General features: G+C 33.9%; 23 protein-coding genes. 5 read left to right on the plus strand and 18 right to left on the minus strand.

What is annotated here, in order from left to right; translation table 11 throughout:
- Nucleotides 1–27: 27 nt before the first annotated feature.
- A complete protein-coding gene (xerD, locus tag ES677_RS01820; protein WP_148370378.1) occupies nucleotides 28–924 on the minus strand; it encodes a site-specific tyrosine recombinase XerD in 897 nt (298 codons plus the stop codon).
- A 178-nt stretch (nucleotides 925–1,102) separates the two neighbouring features.
- On the opposite strand from xerD, the gene ES677_RS01825 reads away from it, so the two are divergent.
- From ES677_RS01825 to aroQ, 4 genes are all read left to right on the plus strand, one after another.
- Entirely contained in the window at nucleotides 1,103–1,612 is a 510-nt protein-coding gene (locus tag ES677_RS01825) for an outer membrane beta-barrel protein (RefSeq protein WP_148370305.1), read from the plus strand.
- A 184-nt stretch (nucleotides 1,613–1,796) separates the two neighbouring features.
- A complete protein-coding gene (locus ES677_RS01830) occupies nucleotides 1,797–2,441 on the plus strand; it encodes a porin family protein (protein WP_148370304.1) in 645 nt (214 codons plus the stop codon).
- Between the two features lie 332 nt (nucleotides 2,442–2,773).
- A complete protein-coding gene (locus ES677_RS01835; RefSeq protein WP_148370303.1) occupies nucleotides 2,774–3,382 on the plus strand; it encodes a porin family protein in 609 nt (202 codons plus the stop codon).
- A 125-nt stretch (nucleotides 3,383–3,507) separates the two neighbouring features.
- A complete protein-coding gene (gene aroQ / locus ES677_RS01840) occupies nucleotides 3,508–3,924 on the plus strand; it encodes a type II 3-dehydroquinate dehydratase (protein WP_148370302.1) in 417 nt (138 codons plus the stop codon).
- Between the two features lie 281 nt (nucleotides 3,925–4,205).
- Here the strand turns inward: aroQ and lpdA are convergent, their stop codons facing one another.
- The 17 genes from lpdA to msrB (ES677_RS01925) all read right to left on the minus strand — a co-directional run bounded on the left by lpdA (nucleotide 4,206) and on the right by msrB (ES677_RS01925) (nucleotide 19,343).
- Nucleotides 4,206–5,582 carry a dihydrolipoyl dehydrogenase gene (gene lpdA, locus ES677_RS01845; protein ID WP_148380259.1) on the minus strand — a complete coding sequence of 459 codons (1,377 nt, stop codon included), beginning with the start codon at nucleotides 5,580–5,582 and terminating at the stop codon, nucleotides 4,206–4,208.
- 398 nt (nucleotides 5,583–5,980) lie between these two features.
- Nucleotides 5,981–6,775 (minus strand): cation transporter, encoded by a 795-nt coding sequence (locus tag ES677_RS01850; RefSeq protein ID WP_148370300.1) that lies wholly within the window; start codon nucleotides 6,773–6,775, stop codon nucleotides 5,981–5,983.
- Between the two features lie 198 nt (nucleotides 6,776–6,973).
- A complete protein-coding gene (locus ES677_RS01855) occupies nucleotides 6,974–7,708 on the minus strand; it encodes a flavodoxin family protein (protein WP_148370299.1) in 735 nt (244 codons plus the stop codon).
- 444 nt (nucleotides 7,709–8,152) lie between these two features.
- Nucleotides 8,153–10,000: a golvesin C-terminal-like domain-containing protein gene (locus tag ES677_RS01860; protein WP_170235034.1), complete on the minus strand. Its 1,848-nt coding sequence runs from the start codon at nucleotides 9,998–10,000 to the stop codon at nucleotides 8,153–8,155.
- 148 nt (nucleotides 10,001–10,148) lie between these two features.
- A complete protein-coding gene (locus ES677_RS01865) occupies nucleotides 10,149–10,508 on the minus strand; it encodes a lipocalin family protein (RefSeq protein ID WP_148370296.1) in 360 nt (119 codons plus the stop codon).
- Nucleotides 10,509–10,568: 60 nt separating this feature from the next.
- Nucleotides 10,569–11,174 (minus strand): hypothetical protein, encoded by a 606-nt coding sequence (locus tag ES677_RS01870; RefSeq protein ID WP_148380261.1) that lies wholly within the window; start codon nucleotides 11,172–11,174, stop codon nucleotides 10,569–10,571.
- A 479-nt stretch (nucleotides 11,175–11,653) separates the two neighbouring features.
- A complete protein-coding gene (locus tag ES677_RS01875) occupies nucleotides 11,654–12,490 on the minus strand; it encodes a hypothetical protein (RefSeq protein WP_148380262.1) in 837 nt (278 codons plus the stop codon).
- A 126-nt stretch (nucleotides 12,491–12,616) separates the two neighbouring features.
- Nucleotides 12,617–13,267 (minus strand): hypothetical protein, encoded by a 651-nt coding sequence (locus ES677_RS01880; protein ID WP_148380263.1) that lies wholly within the window; start codon nucleotides 13,265–13,267, stop codon nucleotides 12,617–12,619.
- Between the two features lie 273 nt (nucleotides 13,268–13,540).
- Entirely contained in the window at nucleotides 13,541–14,074 is a 534-nt protein-coding gene (locus ES677_RS01885; protein WP_148380264.1) for a hypothetical protein, read from the minus strand.
- Nucleotides 14,075–14,250: 176 nt separating this feature from the next.
- On the minus strand, nucleotides 14,251–14,811 hold the full coding sequence (locus tag ES677_RS01890; protein ID WP_148370291.1) for a helix-turn-helix domain-containing protein: 561 nt from the start codon (nucleotides 14,809–14,811) through the stop codon (nucleotides 14,251–14,253).
- Between the two features lie 152 nt (nucleotides 14,812–14,963).
- Nucleotides 14,964–15,464, minus strand: coding sequence for a GreA/GreB family elongation factor (locus tag ES677_RS01895; protein WP_148380265.1), 501 nt, complete (start codon nucleotides 15,462–15,464; stop codon nucleotides 14,964–14,966).
- Nucleotides 15,465–15,613: 149 nt separating this feature from the next.
- Nucleotides 15,614–16,378, minus strand: coding sequence for a hypothetical protein (locus ES677_RS01900; protein ID WP_148380266.1), 765 nt, complete (start codon nucleotides 16,376–16,378; stop codon nucleotides 15,614–15,616).
- 36 nt (nucleotides 16,379–16,414) lie between these two features.
- The gene (locus ES677_RS01905) at nucleotides 16,415–17,221 is read right to left on the minus strand and encodes an SDR family oxidoreductase (RefSeq protein WP_148380267.1); all 807 of its coding nucleotides are present in this window, start codon (nucleotides 17,219–17,221) and stop codon (nucleotides 16,415–16,417) included.
- Nucleotides 17,222–17,224: 3 nt separating this feature from the next.
- The gene (locus ES677_RS01910) at nucleotides 17,225–17,749 is read right to left on the minus strand and encodes a protein-disulfide reductase DsbD domain-containing protein (protein ID WP_148380268.1); all 525 of its coding nucleotides are present in this window, start codon (nucleotides 17,747–17,749) and stop codon (nucleotides 17,225–17,227) included.
- Nucleotides 17,750–18,009: 260 nt separating this feature from the next.
- Nucleotides 18,010–18,438, minus strand: coding sequence for a hypothetical protein (locus ES677_RS01915; RefSeq protein WP_148380269.1), 429 nt, complete (start codon nucleotides 18,436–18,438; stop codon nucleotides 18,010–18,012).
- A 34-nt stretch (nucleotides 18,439–18,472) separates the two neighbouring features.
- On the minus strand, nucleotides 18,473–18,868 hold the full coding sequence (gene msrB / locus ES677_RS01920) for a peptide-methionine (R)-S-oxide reductase MsrB (RefSeq protein ID WP_148370284.1): 396 nt from the start codon (nucleotides 18,866–18,868) through the stop codon (nucleotides 18,473–18,475).
- Nucleotides 18,861–19,343: a peptide-methionine (R)-S-oxide reductase MsrB gene (msrB, locus tag ES677_RS01925; protein ID WP_148380284.1), complete on the minus strand. Its 483-nt coding sequence runs from the start codon at nucleotides 19,341–19,343 to the stop codon at nucleotides 18,861–18,863. Before msrB (ES677_RS01925) ends, msrB (ES677_RS01920) begins: the two co-directional genes overlap by 8 nt.
- A 230-nt stretch (nucleotides 19,344–19,573) precedes the next feature.
- On the opposite strand from msrB (ES677_RS01925), the gene ES677_RS01930 reads away from it, so the two are divergent.
- Nucleotides 19,574–20,404 (plus strand): M48 family metallopeptidase, encoded by an 831-nt coding sequence (locus ES677_RS01930; RefSeq protein ID WP_148370282.1) that lies wholly within the window; start codon nucleotides 19,574–19,576, stop codon nucleotides 20,402–20,404.
- Nucleotides 20,405–20,447: the final 43 nt, after the last annotated feature.

Here is a 20,447-nt window from a genome sequence, read left to right on the forward strand (position 1 = left end):
CATTAAAGGTAATAAATACAAGGTAGTTTATGGTCTAGGGTGAAAACTCTTCATTACGGTGGTAAGGTGCTTTCTATCGATGTGCGTATAGATTTCTGTACTTGTAATGCTTTCGTGTCCTAACATTAATTGTATAGCTCTCAAATCTGCTCCATTCTCTAATAAGTGAGTAGCAAAAGAATGTCTAAAGGTATGTGGAGAAATTTTCTTGTTTAAATTAATTTTTATGGCCAACTGCTTAATTATAGTAAAAATCATTGCTCTGGTTAATTGTTTGCCATTTCTGTTTAAAAATAAAATATCGCGTTGATCGTCGGCAATGGTTTGATGATTTCGAATACCATCCTTATATATAGCGATGTATTTAACAGTAGAATCTACAATGGGCACAAAACGTTGTTTATTGCCTTTACCTGTCACTTTAATAAAGCCTTCTTCAAAATATAAATCAGAGATATTAAGATGCGTCAATTCGCTAACCCGCAAACCACAGCCATATAAAACTTCTAAAATGGCACGGTTACGTTCGCCTTGCGGAGTACTTAAATCTATAGCCGCTATAAGTCGGTCTATATCGGTTTCACTTAAAGTATCGGGGAGTCTACGGCCTATTTTAGGGGAGTCGATAGTATCTAAGGGATTCGTTTCTCGATACCCTTCAAAAATTAAATAATTAAAAAAGCCTTTTAAACCTGATATAATTCTCGATTGAGAACGCGGATTAACCGTTTTTGCAATAGCATAAATACAATCTTGTACGGTGCTTTTAGAAATTTGAATAGGAGATATTGTTATCTCATTATTTTGTAAATATTTACTAAGCTTAGTAACATCGAGACGGTAATTATTAATAGTGTTCTCAGACAATCCTCTTTCTATTTGTAGGTATAAACAGTAGTCTTTTAAGGCGTGTTCCCATTTCATAAAATCAAAGGTATTCATTAATTAAGAATTAATTCAAATTAATTTATAACTACTTGATTATAAAGGCTTAAGTGGGTAACGGTTAGTAACTATGTTAATAACTAAGAATAAATCGTTAAAATTATGATAATTTTTACTTATTTTGCGTTAGTTTAATCAATTAAAAAATAATAATATTATGAAAAAAATTATTTTATGTGCTGCAGTAGCAGTATTTGGATTTTTAAGTGTTAGCGCACAAGGACAATTTAAAGTAGGTGCTAATATAGGATTACCAGTAGGTGATTTTAGTGACTTTTACTCATTAAGTGCAGGTTTAGATGTCGCTTACTTAGTAGACGTGTCAGACCAGTTTAAAGTGGGTGCTGCGACCGGTTTTATGAATGTTTTTGGAGAAGATTTAGAAACTACTTTTGGAGAATTTACTGTTACAGCTGAAGCTGAAGACGCTCAATTTGTACCATTAGCCGCTGCTGCTAGATTTATGGCATCAGATAATTTTTATGTTGGTGCAGATTTAGGATACGCAATCGCCGTAGATAGTGAAGGAGAAGGTGGTCTTTATTACCGTCCACGTGTAGGTTATAATTTTACTGAAATGATTGGAGTTAACTTGTCATATACAGGAATCTCTAACGATGGCAACTCCTTAAACAGTGTTGGACTAGGAGTAGAGTTATCTTTCTAAGAAACATTGTAAATTAATATTAAAACCGAAGTCTACCGCTTCGGTTTTTTTGTATTTTCCATTTGTTAATACTAACTAAGAAATTCTTAAATTTTCGGTAAATCTGTGTTAACAAAAGTTTAAAGCATATCTGAATATCTTTATTAATTTGTTGCTTTGTATCGAACAACTTAAAACAGATATTATGAAAAATTTATGTATGGCTGTGGTAATTACGGCTTCTAGTTTATTTAGTGTTACGGCACAGAATACCAATCCAACAAGAGATGTACAATTTGGAGTTAAGGGTGGAGTTAACTTTTCTACTATAACCGGAGATAATTTTGATGATCTAGATTCTAGAACAAGTTTTAATGCCGGTTTGGTTGCAGAAATACCTATAACAGAACGATTTTCAATTCAGCCAGAAGTATTCTATTCGGGACAAGGTTTTGACATTAAAGAAATAGATCAAGACAATGTTTTTGATACAGATCAAAATATAGAATACCAACTAGATTATATACAAGTACCAATTTTAGCTAAGTTTTATTTAGTTGAAGGGTTAAGTATTGAAGCCGGTCCGCAATTCGGATTTAAAATTAATGAAGAAATCGATAGTCAACCAAACTCAGACGGTGGAGATACTGATATAAGTAATGAGAATTCTTCTGTAAAAGATTTTGAAACTAGTATAACTGGTGGGTTAAGCTATAAATTTACTAATGGATTCTTTATATCTGGTAGATATACTTATGGATTAACGAATCTTTTTGATGATGATTCTATCTTAAAAAACGTGGATGCTAAAAATGCAGTGGCACAAGTAGGTCTTGGCTTTATGTTTTAAGACCATTATCACTTTTAAAACGATATCTATAGTTTTATAACGCTAATTACGTTTAAACCTGAACAGTACTTTTACTGTTCAGGTTTTTTTTGTTTTTACCGATAATAGATACAAAACGTGTTCAATTGTTAAAAAAATCTAGCATAAGGCTCTGGTGTTTTTTAGCACTTAATTCTTACGCTTATTAACAATTTGAATCTTAAGTTGTTAGACATAGCGCGACTTAACACGGTCTTAAAAGTCTGTTAATTTAGTGATTTTGGGTGTTAAAAATTATTCTACGACCTTGAATATGCTCTAACTTTGCAACTTCAAAATAAAATAAACATATTATGAAAAAATTATTTTTTGCTGCTTTATTAGCAGGATTTGCATTCAATACAGCGAGTGCTCAGGACGAAGAAGGAACTAAAGGTTTTGCAAAAGGAGATGTTTTTATGTCTGGAAGTGTAGGATTTGAAAGTGATTCTCAAGGTGACACATCATTAAAAGGTTTTACAGTAGCACCTAGAGCGGCTTACTTTATCTCTGATAACATTGCTTTAGGAGCAAAATTAGGGTATACTTCGTCTAAAGAAGAAGATGAAGGTTTCGCAACAACACAAGAAACTGAAGTGACAGCTATCGAAGCTGGTGTTTTTGGACGTTACTATTTTACACCTGCTAGCCAATTCTCTATTTTTACAGAGCTGGGTGCGGGGTATGTTCACTCTAAATATGAAGAGACTGGTGATCCAGAAATTAAAGCAGATGGTTTTAACGTAGCATTCGCTCCAGGAGTTAGCTACTTTATCTCTAATAACTTTGCTTTAGAAGCCTCTTACGGTTTAATTAGCTACAACTCTGATAAAGTTGATGTTGATGGCGCGGAGTCTAGAGATCGTTTTAATGCTGGTTTAGATTTAGGAGACATTAACTTAGGGCTTGTTTACAAATTCTAATTAGTATCAAACTATTTATTATAGAAAGCCGAAGTTTAAATACTTCGGCTTTTTTTGTACCATAACTTTTGTATTTTTGGTTAGACGCATAATATCTAACCACAGATTATAAATTAATAGCAGCTATGAAAAAACTAATTATAATAAACGGCCCGAATTTAAATCTATTAGGCAAACGCGAACCCAATGTTTACGGTAGTTTATCGTTCACCGATTTTTTTGACGCTGTACAAAAAAGGTACCCAAATTTAGCTATAGAACATTTTCAATCTAATATAGAGGGGGAGCTTATTACAAAACTACAAGAATGTGGCTTTACGTACGACGGTATTATTTTAAATGCTGCAGCGTACACACACACATCGGTAGGTATTGGCGATGCCGTAAAAGCAATAGAAACACCAGTGGTAGAAGTGCATATCTCTAATACTTTTGGTCGCGAGGAATTTAGACATCAGTCGTTTGTATCGCCAAATGCCAAGGGCGTTATTCTAGGTTTTGGATTGCAAGGGTACGAGCTCGCTATAGAAAGCTTTATGTAAGTAGCTAGATGCTCTTGTAGCCTCTAGAATTACCAAAAGGTGATCTACTATAAGTTATTCGAAAGGGCATTAGCACCGTTTTGTTAAGCACTTATGTTAGAGTGTAATAATCCTTAAAAACGACTATCTTATTAGCGACCAAAATAGTTAATTAAAATGGCTATCTCAATTTCTGTTTTATTTTAACTTGCAGCAAAACTATAAAGTATACAAACAAAAAAAATGCGATTGTTTCCAATCGCATTTTTTAGTATTTAAAGGCCGTGAATTACACGATAATGTTATAAATGTATTACTTCGCCGTAAGCATCTGCTACCGCTTCCATAACCGCTTCACTCATTGTAGGGTGAGGGTGAACCGTTTTTAATACTTCATGACCAGTAGTTTCTAGTTTTCTCCCTAAAACCGCTTCCGCAATCATATCGGTAACACCAGCACCAATCATATGGCAACCTAGCCACTCACCGTATTTAGCATCAAAAATTACTTTTACAAATCCGTCTTTCGTTCCTGCAGCACTTGCTTTTCCAGAGGCCGAGAAAGGGAATTTTCCAACTTTAATATCTAATCCTTTTTCTTTTGCTTGTTTTTCGGTTAAACCAACACTAGCAATTTCAGGAGACGCATACGTACATCCTGGAATGTTTCCGTAATCTAAAGCTTCAACATGTTGTCCAGCAATTTTTTCAACACATAAAATACCTTCAGCACTTGCTACGTGAGCCAGGGCTTGTCCCGGAGTCACATCACCAATTGCATAATAGCCAGGAATATTTGTTTGGTAGTAATCGTTAACCAATATTTTATCTCTATCTACAGCAATGCCAACGTCTTCTAAACCAATACCTTCAATATTTGTTTTAATACCAACCGCACTAAGTACGATATCGGCTTCTAAAACCTCTTCGCCTTTTTTAGTTTTTACAATTGCTTTAACGCCATCGCCAGAAGTATCAACATTTGTCACTTCGGCGCTTGTCATTATTTTTATACCACTTTTCTTAAATGATTTTTCTAATTGCTTAGATATATCAATATCTTCAACCGGAACAATGTTTGGTAAATATTCTACAACGGTAACCTCTGTTCCCATAGCGTTATAGAAGTAAGCGAACTCAACACCAATCGCACCAGAACCCACAACAATCATTTTCTTAGGCTGTTTCTTCAAGGTCATTGCTTCGCGGTATCCAATTATTTTTTTTCCATCCTGTGGTAAGTTTGGCAACTCACGAGAACGTGCTCCAGTAGCTACAATAATATGGTCGGCACTATATTCTTTACCATCAACGTCTACTTTTTTACCAGGTTTTAGTTTCCCAAACCCCTTTATAACGTCAATTTTATTCTTTTTCATTAAAAACTCAACCCCTTTGCTCATCCCTTGTGCCACATTACGGCTACGGTTAACAACAGCGTCAAAATCTTTATCGTACTCTTTAACCACTAAACCATAATCGTTAGCGTGCTTTAAGTATTCAAAAACTTGTGCAGATTTTAATAAAGCTTTTGTTGGGATACATCCCCAGTTAAGGCAAACGCCACCAAGGCTTTCCTTTTCAATGACAGCGGTTTTTAAACCTAATTGCGATGCTCTAATGGCAGTAACATAGCCTCCAGGACCACTTCCAAGAACAATAATATCGTATTTACTCATTGGTAATTTTTTAATTTGTTTAAAGAAGCTACGAATTTACAAAACTAAGCGCTAATATTAAATTGTACGTCTACATTTATTTGGGCGTGCCCTAAAGGTCGTGCTTTACGCTCTATCTTTTTATCGAAAAAATAAAAAGGATGCCGCTGCAATCACTCACGCAACTAGAACTTGGTGTACTATTCAATTTTAAAGATGTTTTACTGAGATTTACAGTAGTATTTATAGCGCCGTATTTCATCATATTACAATCCGCAATTTATTTGTTAGTGCTTATTTTTACTCCTCTTTTACTACACACGGCACGAGTAATCCTATAAACAGTTTTTCAAGATTAATTTTTTAGAAACTATTATTTCTTCAAAATGGCAAACAATATATTGCAAAAATAAGGTGGCTTATTTGCTTAGTTTTAGAATTCTGAGTGCCCCTTGAATTACTAAAACAAAAACAATAATACCAATAATTAAATCGGGTTTGTTAGAGCCCAACCAATGCACCATAACTCCTGCAGTGATTACGCCCAGATTAATAATAACGTCGTTAGAGGTAAAAATAAGACTCGCTTTCATGTGTGCATCATCTTTGCTTTTCGATTTTTGTAAGATATACAGGCAAATTCCATTCGCCAAAAGTGCAAAAATGGACACAATAATCATTGTCGAAAAATCAGGAAGTGTTTCTGTACCAAAAAAGCGTCTTAAAACCTCTAAAAACCCTATAATAGCAAGCGTAATTTGAAAGTATCCAGCAATTTTAGCAATGCGTTTTTTTTTAATAAGTGATCCGCCTACCGCAAATAAGCTAATTCCATAAACAAAACTATCGGCGAGCATATCTAAACTATCGGCAACAAGACCCATCGATTTAGAAATTAACCCCGTTGTCATTTCTATAATAAAAAACACAAAATTAATAACTAATACAGACCATAACAGCGTTTTCTGATTAGTGTTTTCCTCAAAATCTGTTTGAGTGGTAGCTTCGGTAGAGATTCTGTGTCCTCCTAAATTTAGTCCACTAATGGAAGCTTCAATGTCTGTTACCTCGCGGCTGTGATACACAGTGAGTTGCCGATTTGGAATATCGAAATCTAAATTTTTAACCCCAGAAAGACCATCTAATTTCATTCGGATAAGATTTTCTTCCGAAGGACAGTCCATTTTAGTAATTTTGAAAACAGATTTCTTCATTCCCCTTTTACATTTTAATTTGTATCGACGAGTCCAAAATTACGAATAATAAAAAGAGGCAACCCCATTGGCGTAGATACTCTTTTTAGTCTGATTATTGTTACACATACTTTTATCTTTTAGAATTACCACTGGAAGAATACAAATATAACGGACTTTTGTTACGTTTAGAAATAGTAGTTTATGGGCGGTTTAATGTTACCTGTATTCTGGGTTTTCAAAATTCCAACGTTCACCGTTATCCCATTTTTCCCGAGAGTTTCCGTAATTGGGATAACCATTGTTGGCTTTAAGCAGAGCGGCTAAGTGGAGTAGGTTATAGGTCATAAATGTTATGTTTCTATTGGTGAAATCACTATCAAACCCAATAGGGGTCTTTAATTTTTTACCTTTACAATCCGTATCACCATAACTTGGTCCCGGCCCAACTTTGCCAATCCATCCTGAATCTGCTTGTGGCGGAATGGAGTACCCCACGTGTTGCAGCGCATATAAAATACCCATTGCACAATGTTTTATTCCATCTTCATTTCCAGTAATAACACAGCCCGCTACTTTACCATAAAAAAGGTATTGCCCTTTATCGTTGGTTTTGCCACTCATAGCGTATAATCTTTCAATTAGTTTTTGAGCCACAGAAGACTTTTCACCAAGCCAAATGGGAGTTCCCATTATCAATATATCTGCTTTAAATACTCTTTCGAATAACGATGGCCATTCGTCCGTTTCCCAGCCGTGTTCCCTCATATTGGGGTAGACACCACTAGCCACCTCGTGGTCTATTAAACGAATGTCGTCAATCTGGACCTTTTCCTTAATCATAATGGCTTTAGAAACCGCCATTAAGGATGCTGTATGGCTCGTTTCAGGTGATTTTTTTAAAGTACAATTAATGTAAACAACGCGTAAAGGGCTAAAGTCAATCTTCTCCATATTAGTTTTTTAATTGATGCAACTTACAGTAAGGTAGATGGTTGCGTTATTAATACTCTAATTTAGTAAAAAAAGATGAAAGGAATAATGGAGTTCGTAGGCGTGAGAGTTTTTGTGGTTGGGCTAAAATAGCTTGCTTCTTAGCGCAGCTACTAATTGAACACCGTTTTTCTTTATATTTTTTTTCGTTATACTTAATAAAATAAATTAGGAGTATTAAAACGACCAATGCTATTTTGGTAAGTTGTTGCCGTTGCTAGAGCTCTCATTACACCCATAAATTAAAAAAAAAGCTCTCAAATTAATAGGAGTGAATGCTCTTTCAGATAGACTATTTTATAAGCTGTTTTAATCCTTTTTTATTAAGGTTAAACTTTCTTTTTCTCCATATTTGCTCATAATAAATTGTAACAAACTATCGCCAAATTGTAATTGACATTTTTTTTATCGTATCACTAGCTTTTTGATACCTCTACCTTTGTTCGTTTTTATTTCAACGGTATAGAGACCTTCTCCTAAGGAAGTGGTATCGACTTCGTATTTATTTGTGGTTAAAACTAAATGACCAAGCATATCATAAACCTTAACGGTTTCTAATGTTGTATTGTTTTCTAGTTGAATAGTAAATTGCTTTTTTGTCGGGTTGGGATACAGTTTACTACTGAAAGGAAAATGCTCTTGTTGAATGTCTAAAATAGATAACGATTCACAATCTACAATTTCACTAATTCTTAGGCCATCTGCTATAACAGTTTCGTTAGCATTTGTATTACTTATTGCTAAACTCACTTGTTCTCCGGCTTCTAAATAATATGTCTCTAGCGAGACCCAATTTCCCCCTCTAAGTGACATATCGATACTAAAATTATCGGTAACCCCAGAATGGGTGAAACTTGCCAGGGCATTTGTTGCGAAATTGGGTTTACTAACCCAGCGTGTAAAGATCTCGTAGGTACCAGCTGTGTTTATTGTAGCGTTAAACACAGCACTGGACGGGGTTGTGGTGTCTGCAGAGAGATAGTTATCGCCATAATACCCTAATATATTGGTGCTAGGCAGCCAATTCCCGTTTAAAACCACATTAGCGGCGTCGTTATTATCTATTATTATATCGTTTGTATTTGCCTGACCGTGGATGTAATCGCTAATGGCTTGACCGTGATATTGACCATTTAAAAGATACAAATCTTTAGTCCATTCTACACCATCTGTACGATTATTAAACCCCGTTTCTATGGTAACATTATAGTGTTTCGCGTTATCGTAATTTGTTATAATATAATCTTGTGAAATGGCATTGTAGAGGCTATAATATATCTCTTCGGTACCTTGGTAGTTCCCTATATGCTTAACGGTTTCTGTAACAAATCGTGTATTTATATAATGATGATCTGAATCATAAATGTAATAGAACAGGCTTTGACCCGATGGAGGTGGAGAGTGTGAGTCTACAAAGACACTAAAATTATTAAGTTGTGCCGTAGAGTCAATCCAACTTTTAGCAGCATTTACTGCATTCCAATGCGATTGGCTACTTAAAGAATGCCAGTCTCTGTTAAAATCTACAGGAGTTTGGTCTTTTCCCGATCCGCCATTATAAGCGTGATCAACGTCCATAATAGGAACGATATAAATGATAGCTTCTTCACGCAGTCGAATCGCACTTGGGTGGTTAGAGGCAAAAAAGTCCAGCATTCCCATTAAGGAATAGTTTCCAGGATTTTCAAAGGCGTGCATTCTTCCAAGCATCCAAATCAATTCTTTCTCGTTATCATTAACACAATCGTCCGTAATTTTTACTAATTTAACGGCACGACCACCTTCACTTATTGCCAAGTCTGATACAGTAACATAACTTAAATCAGAAATATTACTCACATCCGTAATCATATTAGAATAGGTATATGGATATGAATGTGCGACATAAACGGAAGATGATTGTAGTGGAATTGTGAAATTGTTAAGGTTTGTAAGCGTGGTTTTTTCCCAATTTATGTTGTCGTAACTATAAACAATAGTAGGGCCACTCCAATGTGCACTGACTTCTAAAGTTAAAGGTAGAGCAGGGTTTAGGCCAGAGATTTCTACGTAATAACTTATGTTTTTGGTGTCTCCGCCCTTTAATTCTGAAACGATATGTACCTCATTTTCATCGGTATCGGTAAACGCTGCAATACCATTACCACCTTCAAAATTAGAGTTTACAGTAATTTGTGCAAACAATAAACTGGTAGATGAAAGAATAAATATTAAGAAAGTTATTGCACTTTTTAGTCGTATGCATCTTTTCATTTCCATAGGTTTATCAATTAGTGAATGTGCGTGCTTTTGTAATTTTTAAACAGTTGAGTATAGATAAGAATCTTTCTTTTATTTAAGCTTAAGTTTCTTGATTATGTTAGAGCAGTGTGGCATTTTGAAACAAAATCTGTAAGCTATTTTAATCCTTTTTTAATAAGGTTAAAATTTCTTTTTCTCCAGATCTACTCATAATAAATTGTAAAGTATCGTTATTTAACGTCTTAATTTCAACACCAATTTCCAATTTTCCTTTTGGTGTTGAGTAAAGTAAACCGTTAGCTATTTTATAAACCCCAGATTGCTCTTGCGTATCAATTTTAGAAGTATATGTTTTATCCTCCTTAAAATTGAAATAGACGTTATTATTACATCTGTTTTTTCCTGTAGATTCAGTAATCCATTCCGTACACGTCCACTCACCGGTAATATTCTTGTAATTTTCTGTATTGTCACAGTTAAAAAGTAGTAAAGAGAAGACGGCTATAATTAATTTTTTCATACTGTTATTTATATTATTAGGGTATTTTCAGGTGTGCTCTAAATAATTATTGTACTCTATTTATTCGAATTTATGACCATAAAATTTGGCTAAAATAAGTCCGTTGTTTAGGCTCTTATTATAGTTGAAATTACAATCGTTTAAATTTATCTTTTCAATCTTAATCCAAACGAATAACTCTTTTTGGCTAGAATATTCGTTTGTTATTTCTTCTGTTTTAAGGATTTCAAGTTGAAACTTGGCATCTGAATTACAAATAGCATAATTATAATTGTTGTTTTTTATACTGATATAAAAGTCATCATTTGATTTACCGATGGTCTTTATTCCTTGACCAAAAACGGTAGTAAATTCCGTTTCTGAAGAAGTGTCGTATAATGGCGCTCTTATTAAAAACTGATTATCACCATTCTCTTCATTTAAAATAAATCGTAAATAGCGATGCGGGTGGGTTTGGTCGCCATCGGGATAAAGATATCCTATACTAGATTGATAGGCTGCAAAACCAGATCTCCAGTTTAAGACCTCATTGCCAAGGTGAGCAGAAAATTGAGGTGTTGTTTTTTCTAAAAAAGAAGCGTAATCCTCTTCCAGAATTTCTGTATCATCTTTGTCACAAGAAAAAAAGGAGAAGCTTAAAGCAAAAATTATTATTAGTTTTTTCATTTACTTGTTGGTGATTACACATTTCCGTTTAACCTATTTTATAGGCCCAAGGAATACTATTTTGTTTTCTTATTAAAATTATTTATGCTTTATCAATTGGAGTAAAACCCGTGTAATTGTTTTAAATTGATTATTTGATAACGGCAACAAGATATACAATATAAATAATATAGTATTGTGAGAAGTTTTTTAATCGTTATTTTATTGAAAAAATAATGTTAGGCGACTTTTTTAAGGGAAGAGACAGGCTTTATTAGTACAGTGTTTTACGTAAAGAATTATCCTATTTTATTACGGTTTACATCTTCGGGCCTTTGTCCGATAGATAAACTTGAGAATGGTAAAAACAGAAAAAGAGGTACTTTTTTATAGTCGGTTGTTTAACTAACGCATTGCTTATTAAAAATGCCGCATTTAAAAATTATAGTTGTAAATAATCTTGTAAGTGCGGCATTTGTTATCTGGTTAAAATAGGTGTTCTAATGTTTCCAATTGTCAGCATTTTTTGAGTATTTTATATAAAACTTATTCGAATCATAAAATTTAAAATGCTTACTCTTTAAAACACTTTTTTGGTCGCAATACGCGTCATATCTAGATTCTAAAAACTCTGATTCTGGATAGTTGGTGACGGCTGAAACAAAAAACTCATTGTCCACAACTTTTGAGTTCTCTTTTATCTGGTATGCAATTCTATTGCTAAAGACAATTGGGCTTTTATCTGCGGTATAAGACTTGGTGCTTATTTCTCTTTTATTTGGGTATTTCAATAAATCACAATGTCTTACAAGCGCATCACTAATATCATATTCCGAAATTCTTTTGGAAGTTTTTGAAGGAATAGCAATACGTGTGTTTTCTTTTATGGAGACGGAATAACCTACCAAAGAACTTAAATTAGAAGTGCTTGAACTTTGTGCTTGGTTTGTTTGTAATAAGTTAAACAGATTTAATCCTGTGACGGCCACGGTAGCAGTTTTTGTTTTTGATGATGTCGTAGAATTGCCTTCTGAGGTCGTAAAGGTTCTGTTTTTAAAATAATCGTAAGCAAAATCATTTAATATAAAATGACTTTCGTTTAGTTTAACATATATAGTAGTGTCTGTTTTATTGTAGAAATCAAAACCAATGTTTCCGCCATTTGCCCATAAATGATAGGTTATTTTGCAGTTGTCATCTTCAAAGAAGAACTTCTCGGCATCTGTAATTGATTTTGTAACGGGTTTTACATTATATAGTTGATAAAATGAGTTTGAAGCGCAAGACGAAAATAGCACCGTCGTTACTACTAGAATACATAGATTTTTAAATTTCATTTCTTAATTGATTTTATAGTGATTTATAATATTTTATATTGATTAATTGTGACCTTGATAGTAGTCCGGTTTTTTCAAAATAATGTACAAATAGTAGGTCATTGAGAGGCACTTTGAAGGCGCCCTTTATTCTAGTGTTGAACCATCCATAAATATTATTTTTTCAGGGATCCAAACCACTTTTAGAGCCTCCATATCTTTACCTTTTAGTCGGGAGTCTTCTGTTCTAAATTGGTTGTATGCTGTCGAATAAGTGCCTTTAAACGTTTCTCCAGTTGTAATGGGATCGTCAATTGTCAAATTAATAGACTTAATCTCTGTGTCGAATAAATCTCGAATAGATACTGCGCCTTTAAAAGTCCTTATGGTTTTATCTGTCTTATTTTCAAATGCAAAGCTATATGTTAAATATTTCTGATAGTTGTATTCTTCATACCCCTTATCGTACATTGCTACAGTGAGTGCTGCATCCAGTTTTTGTCTTTTATGCTCTCCTTCTAGTTTCTTTTTTTCTGCGCGTTTTTTTTGTTCTTTTTTGTAATTTTTAGCTTCTTCAATAATTTCACCGTAAGTTTTATCATCGAGAGTTGCGTCGATCCATTTAGCTCTCATAATCCAGCCCGCCATTAATTCTGTATATTCTTCACTAATATCACTAGTTTCTTTAATGTCTTTGGTGTCTTCTACCAAGGTATCTTCATTATATTTTTTGTCTAAAGGACTTGAGCAGGATATTAAAACCCCTATTAGCGACAAAGCTATCAGTGTTTTTTTCATTATGGTAGTATTTACTATGTCGTGCTAAAATCATCAATTGTGTGTTGGTAACCTTACGGTTATCCGTATTCACGGTAAAATAGGTGTTTTTATGGGGTGATTTTAGTGAAGGAGCTGACTTAAAAAAAAACGAATCACTTATATAGTTTAGATTACAGTGGTTTTAAATGAGTGACGATGTATTATGAAGAGGCAAAAATAGAGCCAAAAACTACAGTATGACTTAAGTATAAATGCAGTAGTTTTAGAGGTGCTATTGTGAATACTCTTTTATTAGTAATCGATTTTTATTTCTTTCTCAAACTCCTTATTACCTTTTTTATTAGTTTTTACTCCGTTAATAAAATAGTTGGCTAATGCTTCTTTTAAAAGTGACTCGGGCTTAAAACAATCATAATTATTGACGTTAAAAACGATTGCCGAGCAATAAAATATGCGTCCATACTTTGGTTTTCCATTCACCTTCAAAAGTTCAGTTTTTTTATCCTTTCCACCGACAGCAACCGTAAATAAGGCATCTTTGTGGTCCAATAGTTTTATGTTTTTCCAAACTAAATAGCGTAGTTTATCTTCCGTTTGAATCGTGTTATTCCACTTTCCGTAGGTACTAAACATAAAACGTTGCAAGTCTGTTGCCTCATATTTTGGCGTAAATGCCATTTCGTGAACTAGTAATGAATCGGTTTTGTTAAATTTAAACGTAATAGAATCGAATATTTCAAAATTATTTTTTTTTGAGTTACGCTTTTGAGAACTACAAGATAGACAGAGTACAATTAATGTTAGTAGGAGAATAAGCGTTTTCATATGTGTTATTGAGAGGTGTTTATTAATAAGATCTTCAGGTTTTGTTACAGAGTTAAACTAAAACAGACGCTGTACAGCGGTTTTATTTCTCAATTTAATTAGGAGTTACAAATGCGCAATTATGGTTGTTGAAGTCCTAAATATAAGTAATTTTGTATTATATTGGGTAATGTGGTTTATTCTTTATTGTTAATAAGTGCATTGCCAAAATAGAGAACAGATACACTAATTAAAAGACAAGGAAATAATCCTGACACGAAACCAGTTGGAAATCCGAGTTTGAAAATCACAAAAATAAAATAAGCAAAATATCCACATCCAAATTTTAGCATACGTTCCATTCCATTTATGTTTTGTGTCAAAAAAACTATAAAAAAGGGAATAAAGAAACTCAATAAAATGCCACCAAATAAACTGTTCATATTAGCATTTGAATCTAATGTTAAAAATCCGATGACGCCCATTAAAACTAGATTGAGTGCTAATAGAAAAAGGCCGTTTACCAATTTAGTTCCGATATTTTTTTCTTTTAGCGAATTGTTATTCGAAAACAATTCTTTTATATCAATTTCCAATACGTTACAAATTAGGTTTAGTGTTTTTCCTCTGGGTTCATTTTCGCTATTTTCAATCCGTTGAATTGTTCTTAAATTTATTTTGGATAATTCTGCTAATTCTTCTTGAGAAAGACCTTTAACTTTTCGAGTCTCACTAATTTTTTTTGCAATAAAATTCATTTGATTATACTTTTAATTTATTCTAAAAGTAATGATTAGGTTAATAATTGATAACGGTTGTGGTGCGACTTTTATACGACATTTACAGTGTCATTCAATGTCGTGAAATTGCTATCAATTGGTTTACAACGGTACTGTAAGTTAAGAACGCATTAATATGCAATCTCTTTTATTTCAAAAACACGCTCTTCGGTTGGGAGTTTTAAGGTCGCATATTCGCCAACTTTTTTATTGACTAATATTTTAGCGATAGGCGAAATAAATGCTATTTTACCTTTAGCAATATCAGCTTCATCAACGCCCACTATCTGATAGTTTTGTACCGTCATAGCATTACCAATTTTAAGAGCGACTAATGCGCCAAATCGCACTTCGTTTTGAGGTTGTTTTTTAAGGTCTACAATTTTTGCTGTAGCAATACGGTTGTTTAAGAGTTGTAATTTTGCATTAATATGGTTGACTACAATACGTCGTTCTTTCTCGTTGGTGATTTCTAAATGTTCTCTTTCGGTGGTTAAGGCTTCTCTTTCCTCTAAAAGCGCATTCATTCCCACTTGGGTGACGTAATTTATAACGCCGTCAGGTAAATCCGCTCTTGGCGGCACCATTGGTACTTCTTCTTGGTCCTCTTCCTTAACAAATCCTCTACTCATTATTTAGTTCATTTTTAAGTGTTATTTACTTCTGTCCTTCATAAATTTAAAACAATTAAATGACTAGTCAAAATGAAACTGAAATATGTTAGTGTTATTACAAGTATTGAGGCTAAGCGCGTTGACGATAATATAAGGCATAGACTTTTTTAATTCATCTGATGCGAGGTGTGAACCTTAGAAGCCGGAATACGGTTTTTTTTTGATGTCTTTTTTGTATAATCGCAATCCGTATTAATCATTATTTTCTTATCAATTTTCCAGTAGTTGATTAAAGTTTCTTTATAATTTAACTTTCCATAGTAATCGATACGATACTTTTCATAAAATAGTCCACTAGGTAACGTCTTTTGTAATTTCCATTTTTCGTAAGGGGTCGATAATTCAAATAGAGGTAAATGAAATGCTGTTGCTCTGTCAATAATGTAGTACTTACTTGCGAGTTTATGTCTTTTTTCCTTTTTTGGTTTTATTGATGCAAACTTATATTTACCATATGTTTTTCCTTTAATTAAGGTGTCGTTAAGTTTAAAAAAATCGTATTCTTCTGTTCGGTATTTAAAATCATTTCGATATTTATAGACATCTTTACACTCTATATTTATAAATTCTGCGTTATTTAAATCGGTTTTTAAAAATGTTGTGCGCGATGAGATTCCGTTTTCATCTTTAAAAATCATAGAATAATGCAGACTATCCAAATCGGTTATTATTGCAGAATAGTTATTTTTCTTTGAGTTCGTAAAGTAATACTTTTTAAACGTCTCGTTTTTTTCGTTGGATGAGCTACTCTGGACTGTAAAAGAATCTTTGTAAATGATTATTTTATATTCTAATAAATAATCAAATTCATACTGTTGTTGCGAAAAACAAAGTGTAGAGCATAACATAAAAAGTGCAGATAGTAGTGTCATCGTTTTGAGGTGTTTTTCTTGTCGGTTAGGTAATTCTTATTTAATTCGGCCTGTAAAATGTTCCATCGTTTTATAGATGCCTAATGCTTTACCAGCAAACCAATCAAATCCATTTATAGATAGTATAGCTTGGCCTAAGCGTGTAAACCTGTAAATGTAGCCAGGAATAGTTATCATTTTTTTGTTGTTTTCAATGGCTTTTATAATGGTTAAGGCAGAAGCTTCAGGGTCGAGAATAGGTATCTTAGATTGTACGCCATCAAACATACCCGTTTTAATGTAATAGGGGAGTATGGTGGTAACATTCACGCTTTTATTCATTTGCTTCATTTCCAAGCGTAAACTATCAGACCAGCCAATTAATGCCCATTTACTCGCCGCATACACAGACATTTTAGGGTTCGAAATCAAGCCGCCAGAGGATGCGATATTACAGATATGGCCAGAATTGCGATGCATCATTTCGTTTAAAAACGCCAGTGTAACATACATTGGCCCGTTGGCATTAATAGCCATTGTCTTCGAAATATCTGTTACCGAATGCGCGCTGAAAAATTTACCAACAACAATTCCTGCATTATTAATTAAGACATCTACTGACCCTATATCCTGTTTTACTTTATTCGCTGTTTCTTGTACGTGTTCACTATTAGAAACATCTACATTAAAACCAGTGACCATACCTATATTAGAAAACTCTAAGATGGTGTCATCGATATTTTTCTGATTGATATCCCATATAATCACCCTGGCCTGACGTTCTAAACATAAACGCACCATTATTTTTCCAATTCCAGAGCCTCCGCCTGTAATTAATACTATTTTTCCTTTGAGTTTTTTCATTGTTTAAATCTGAAATTTAATAGCACTATATCCCATCATACAAGTTGTATTGTTGCAAGACATAAATTCTATCTCTGCATTAATTTTAAAAGTAGTGGTGTTTGTGATTTTAATTTTTTGTTTGAAAGTGGTTTGCGTGCTAAAGGATTTTATATCTAGTTTAAAAATAGAATCGTAAACAGTATGTCCTTTTTCTTCTGAAGTATTTCCTATTAATGTATAATGATCACTCTTTTCAAAAATAAAAACCGTAGGTTCTGGTCCCTTGTGAGGAACTGTTTGAGCATATAAATGATAGCTTTTTTCAATGTTGGCCACAATTATTAACGCGTATTCGTTTTTCGATAGCCTTTTGGTTTGTGTAATCCATTGTACCGGTTCAATAATTTTAAGAGTAGTAATCGGTGTTTTAATACTTTTAACAACGGTCTGATTATGCTTTTTTGCGATGGTACCTCTGCTTACTAGGGGTGTCTTATCTTTATTTCCGCAACTTATAGAAATGAAAATTAAGAGAAGGACTACCATATTTTTTATTGTTTGGTTGTGTTTTGAAGACGTAATTTAGTGAATATAAATTGAACACTGTTTAAAGAAATCTAAACGGAGCTATATTAAGATACGCTCTAAATTGATGTAACAAGATTTAGAAAGTAATCTATAGATTGTAGGTGAAAAGAAACGAGAACCTCGTTTATTAAAATTAATCACATTTTAAAAAGCCTATAATGAAAACACCCCGCTTTCAAATGAGAAAACAGGGTGTTATTATAGTGTTTGTTATGTGCTTATTGCTTAACTAATTCTGTACCGTGTAAAAATCGGATTTTAGATTCATAAATCTGAAGTCTTGTATTTACTTCACGATCCGATTTATCTCTTAGGGACTTTGTAATGTACCGCCCCTTGGTAGTATTAAAATCTAAAGAGTATTTCGCGCTAATATCATTATCCGTATTAGTAGAGAAACTAATTATGTTTTTTACCGCCTTCCAATGTCCTTTACCATAAATGTGCACTTCAGGCGGGATGCCTTTAACTGCATTAGAAAATGAATGAAATACAAAGGTGCTGTCCGTATTAAGCGTTAAGTTGTAATCTATACTATGGGCAAAATCTTTACCAATACTGAGCCTATACGTGCCCGCTAAGGTACTTGGCTGTGCGGTGGTATGCAAAGCAAAGAATAGAAATAAGACAGAAATTGTGAATTTCATAAGGTGTTCTCGTTAGTTCATAATAAAATACTATTTATTTTTTATCTAAGGCAACACTCACCGAGTTTACGCAGTAACGCGTTCCAGTTTCGGTTGGGCCATCATTAAATACGTGTCCTAAATGACTACCACAATTAGAGCATACAATTTCGGTACGCAGCATGCCGATAGTTTTATCTTCGATATAGTCAACGCTTCCTTTTATAGATTCGTCAAAACTTGGCCATCCGCAATGGGCATCAAATTTACTGGAACTTTCAAATAATTGCTGACTGCAAGCTGCGCATTTATAGGTGCCATCATCGAACACTAAATTGTAGGTTCCCGTGTTAGGTCTTTCTGTTCCTTTTTCTCTTAAAATTTTATATTCTGCGTCTGTAAGCTGAGCTTTCCATTCGGCTTCCGTCTTGTTTACTTTATATTTACTCATTTTCTGGTATAAATTTTAATGCTACTCCGTTTACACAATGTCTTTTTCCTGTGGTTTCACTTGGGCCGTCGTTAAAGACGTGACCAAGATGTCCGCCACAAGTAGCGCAATGTTCTTCAGTACGCGCTTGGCCTAAATCGTAATCTACAGAAAACGATACGTTACCTTTAATTACTCTATCGAAACTTGGCCATCCCGTTCCCGAATCAAATTTGTCTTTTCCTTTAAATAGTGGCGTATCGCAAGCTACACAAACATACGTTCCGTTGCTATATTCTTTGTCTAACGGACTAGAAAAGGGGCGTTCGGTTGCTGTTTTTCTTAATACTTTATAAGCCATTGGTGATAATTCCTGTTGCCACTCGGCTTCCGTTTTAGTCACTTCAAAGGTTTCTTTGTCTTGTTTTTTCTGTTGTGCATTACCGTTACAATTAAATAAAAAGACGGTAAATAACAATATAAGGGCGTTTTTCATAGCTATCATCATTTAATAAGTTTTTTATAATAGTCGTAATAATAAGGATTGTATTACAAACTATTTTTAATTTTACCTTAATTTTTTTTTATATCTTTAAAAGGAAGTTAGTGGTGATTGGCCTGAAATTTGATTCAGTCTAAACTAGCAAAAAAAGTGATTAATTAAATGTATACTTTTTTAAAACGAACTTTATGTAATTTTATAATCTAAAAATAACTCTTAAAACAATGAAACTTAAATCAGCTATACTAACCGTAGTAACACTAACCATGTTTTTCTCGTGTTCTACAAACCCATTTACAGGAAGTAAAACATTGGCATTAGTACCCAACTCTCAGTTGTTTCCTACCGCATTTGCGCAATACAATGATTTTTTAGGAGAACATAAAGTGATTAAAGGCACCAAAGATGCCGAAATGATAACCCGTGTGGGGCAACGTATTGCCGTAGCAGCAGAACGCTGGTTAAACGCGAACGGTTACCAAGGGTATTTAACCGATTACAAATGGGAATATAATTTAGTAAACGACGAGCAAGTAAACGCGTGGTGTATGCCAGGAGGAAAAATTGTGTTTTACACAGGGATTTTACCCGTTGCTGAAAATGAAGCAGCGATTGCAGCTATTATGGGACATGAAGTAGCACACGCTTTAGCAAATCACGGACAACAACGTATGAGTGCTGGACTGGTGCAACAAGCTGGAGCAGTGGTAGGAAACATTGCTATAAAAGATGAAAACACTAAAAATATTTTTAACCAAGCCTACGGTGTAGGTTCTCAAGTTGGAGTGATGTTACCATTTAGTAGAGGTCACGAAACAGAAGCCGATAAAATTGGACTGTATCTCACCGCAATTGCGGGGTACAACCCAGATGAGGCTGCAAATTTATGGAGGCGTATGGCGAAAGCGAGTGGCGGACAAGCACCGCCTGAGTTTTTAAGTACTCACCCTGCAAACCAAACACGTATTAACGAATTAACGCAACTAGCACCGGCAGCCAAAGCCGAAGCGAAAAAATTTGGCGTGACTTCTTTTAGAGTAACCAATAAATTTTAAAAGTAATTTGTATATAACTTTATAGAATTACTTATTTTCGAAG

Origin of the sequence: Bizionia gelidisalsuginis (genome assembly GCF_008086185.1) — a bacterium.
In the GTDB taxonomy this organism is placed as follows: Bacteria; Bacteroidota; Bacteroidia; order Flavobacteriales; family Flavobacteriaceae; genus Bizionia; species Bizionia saleffrena.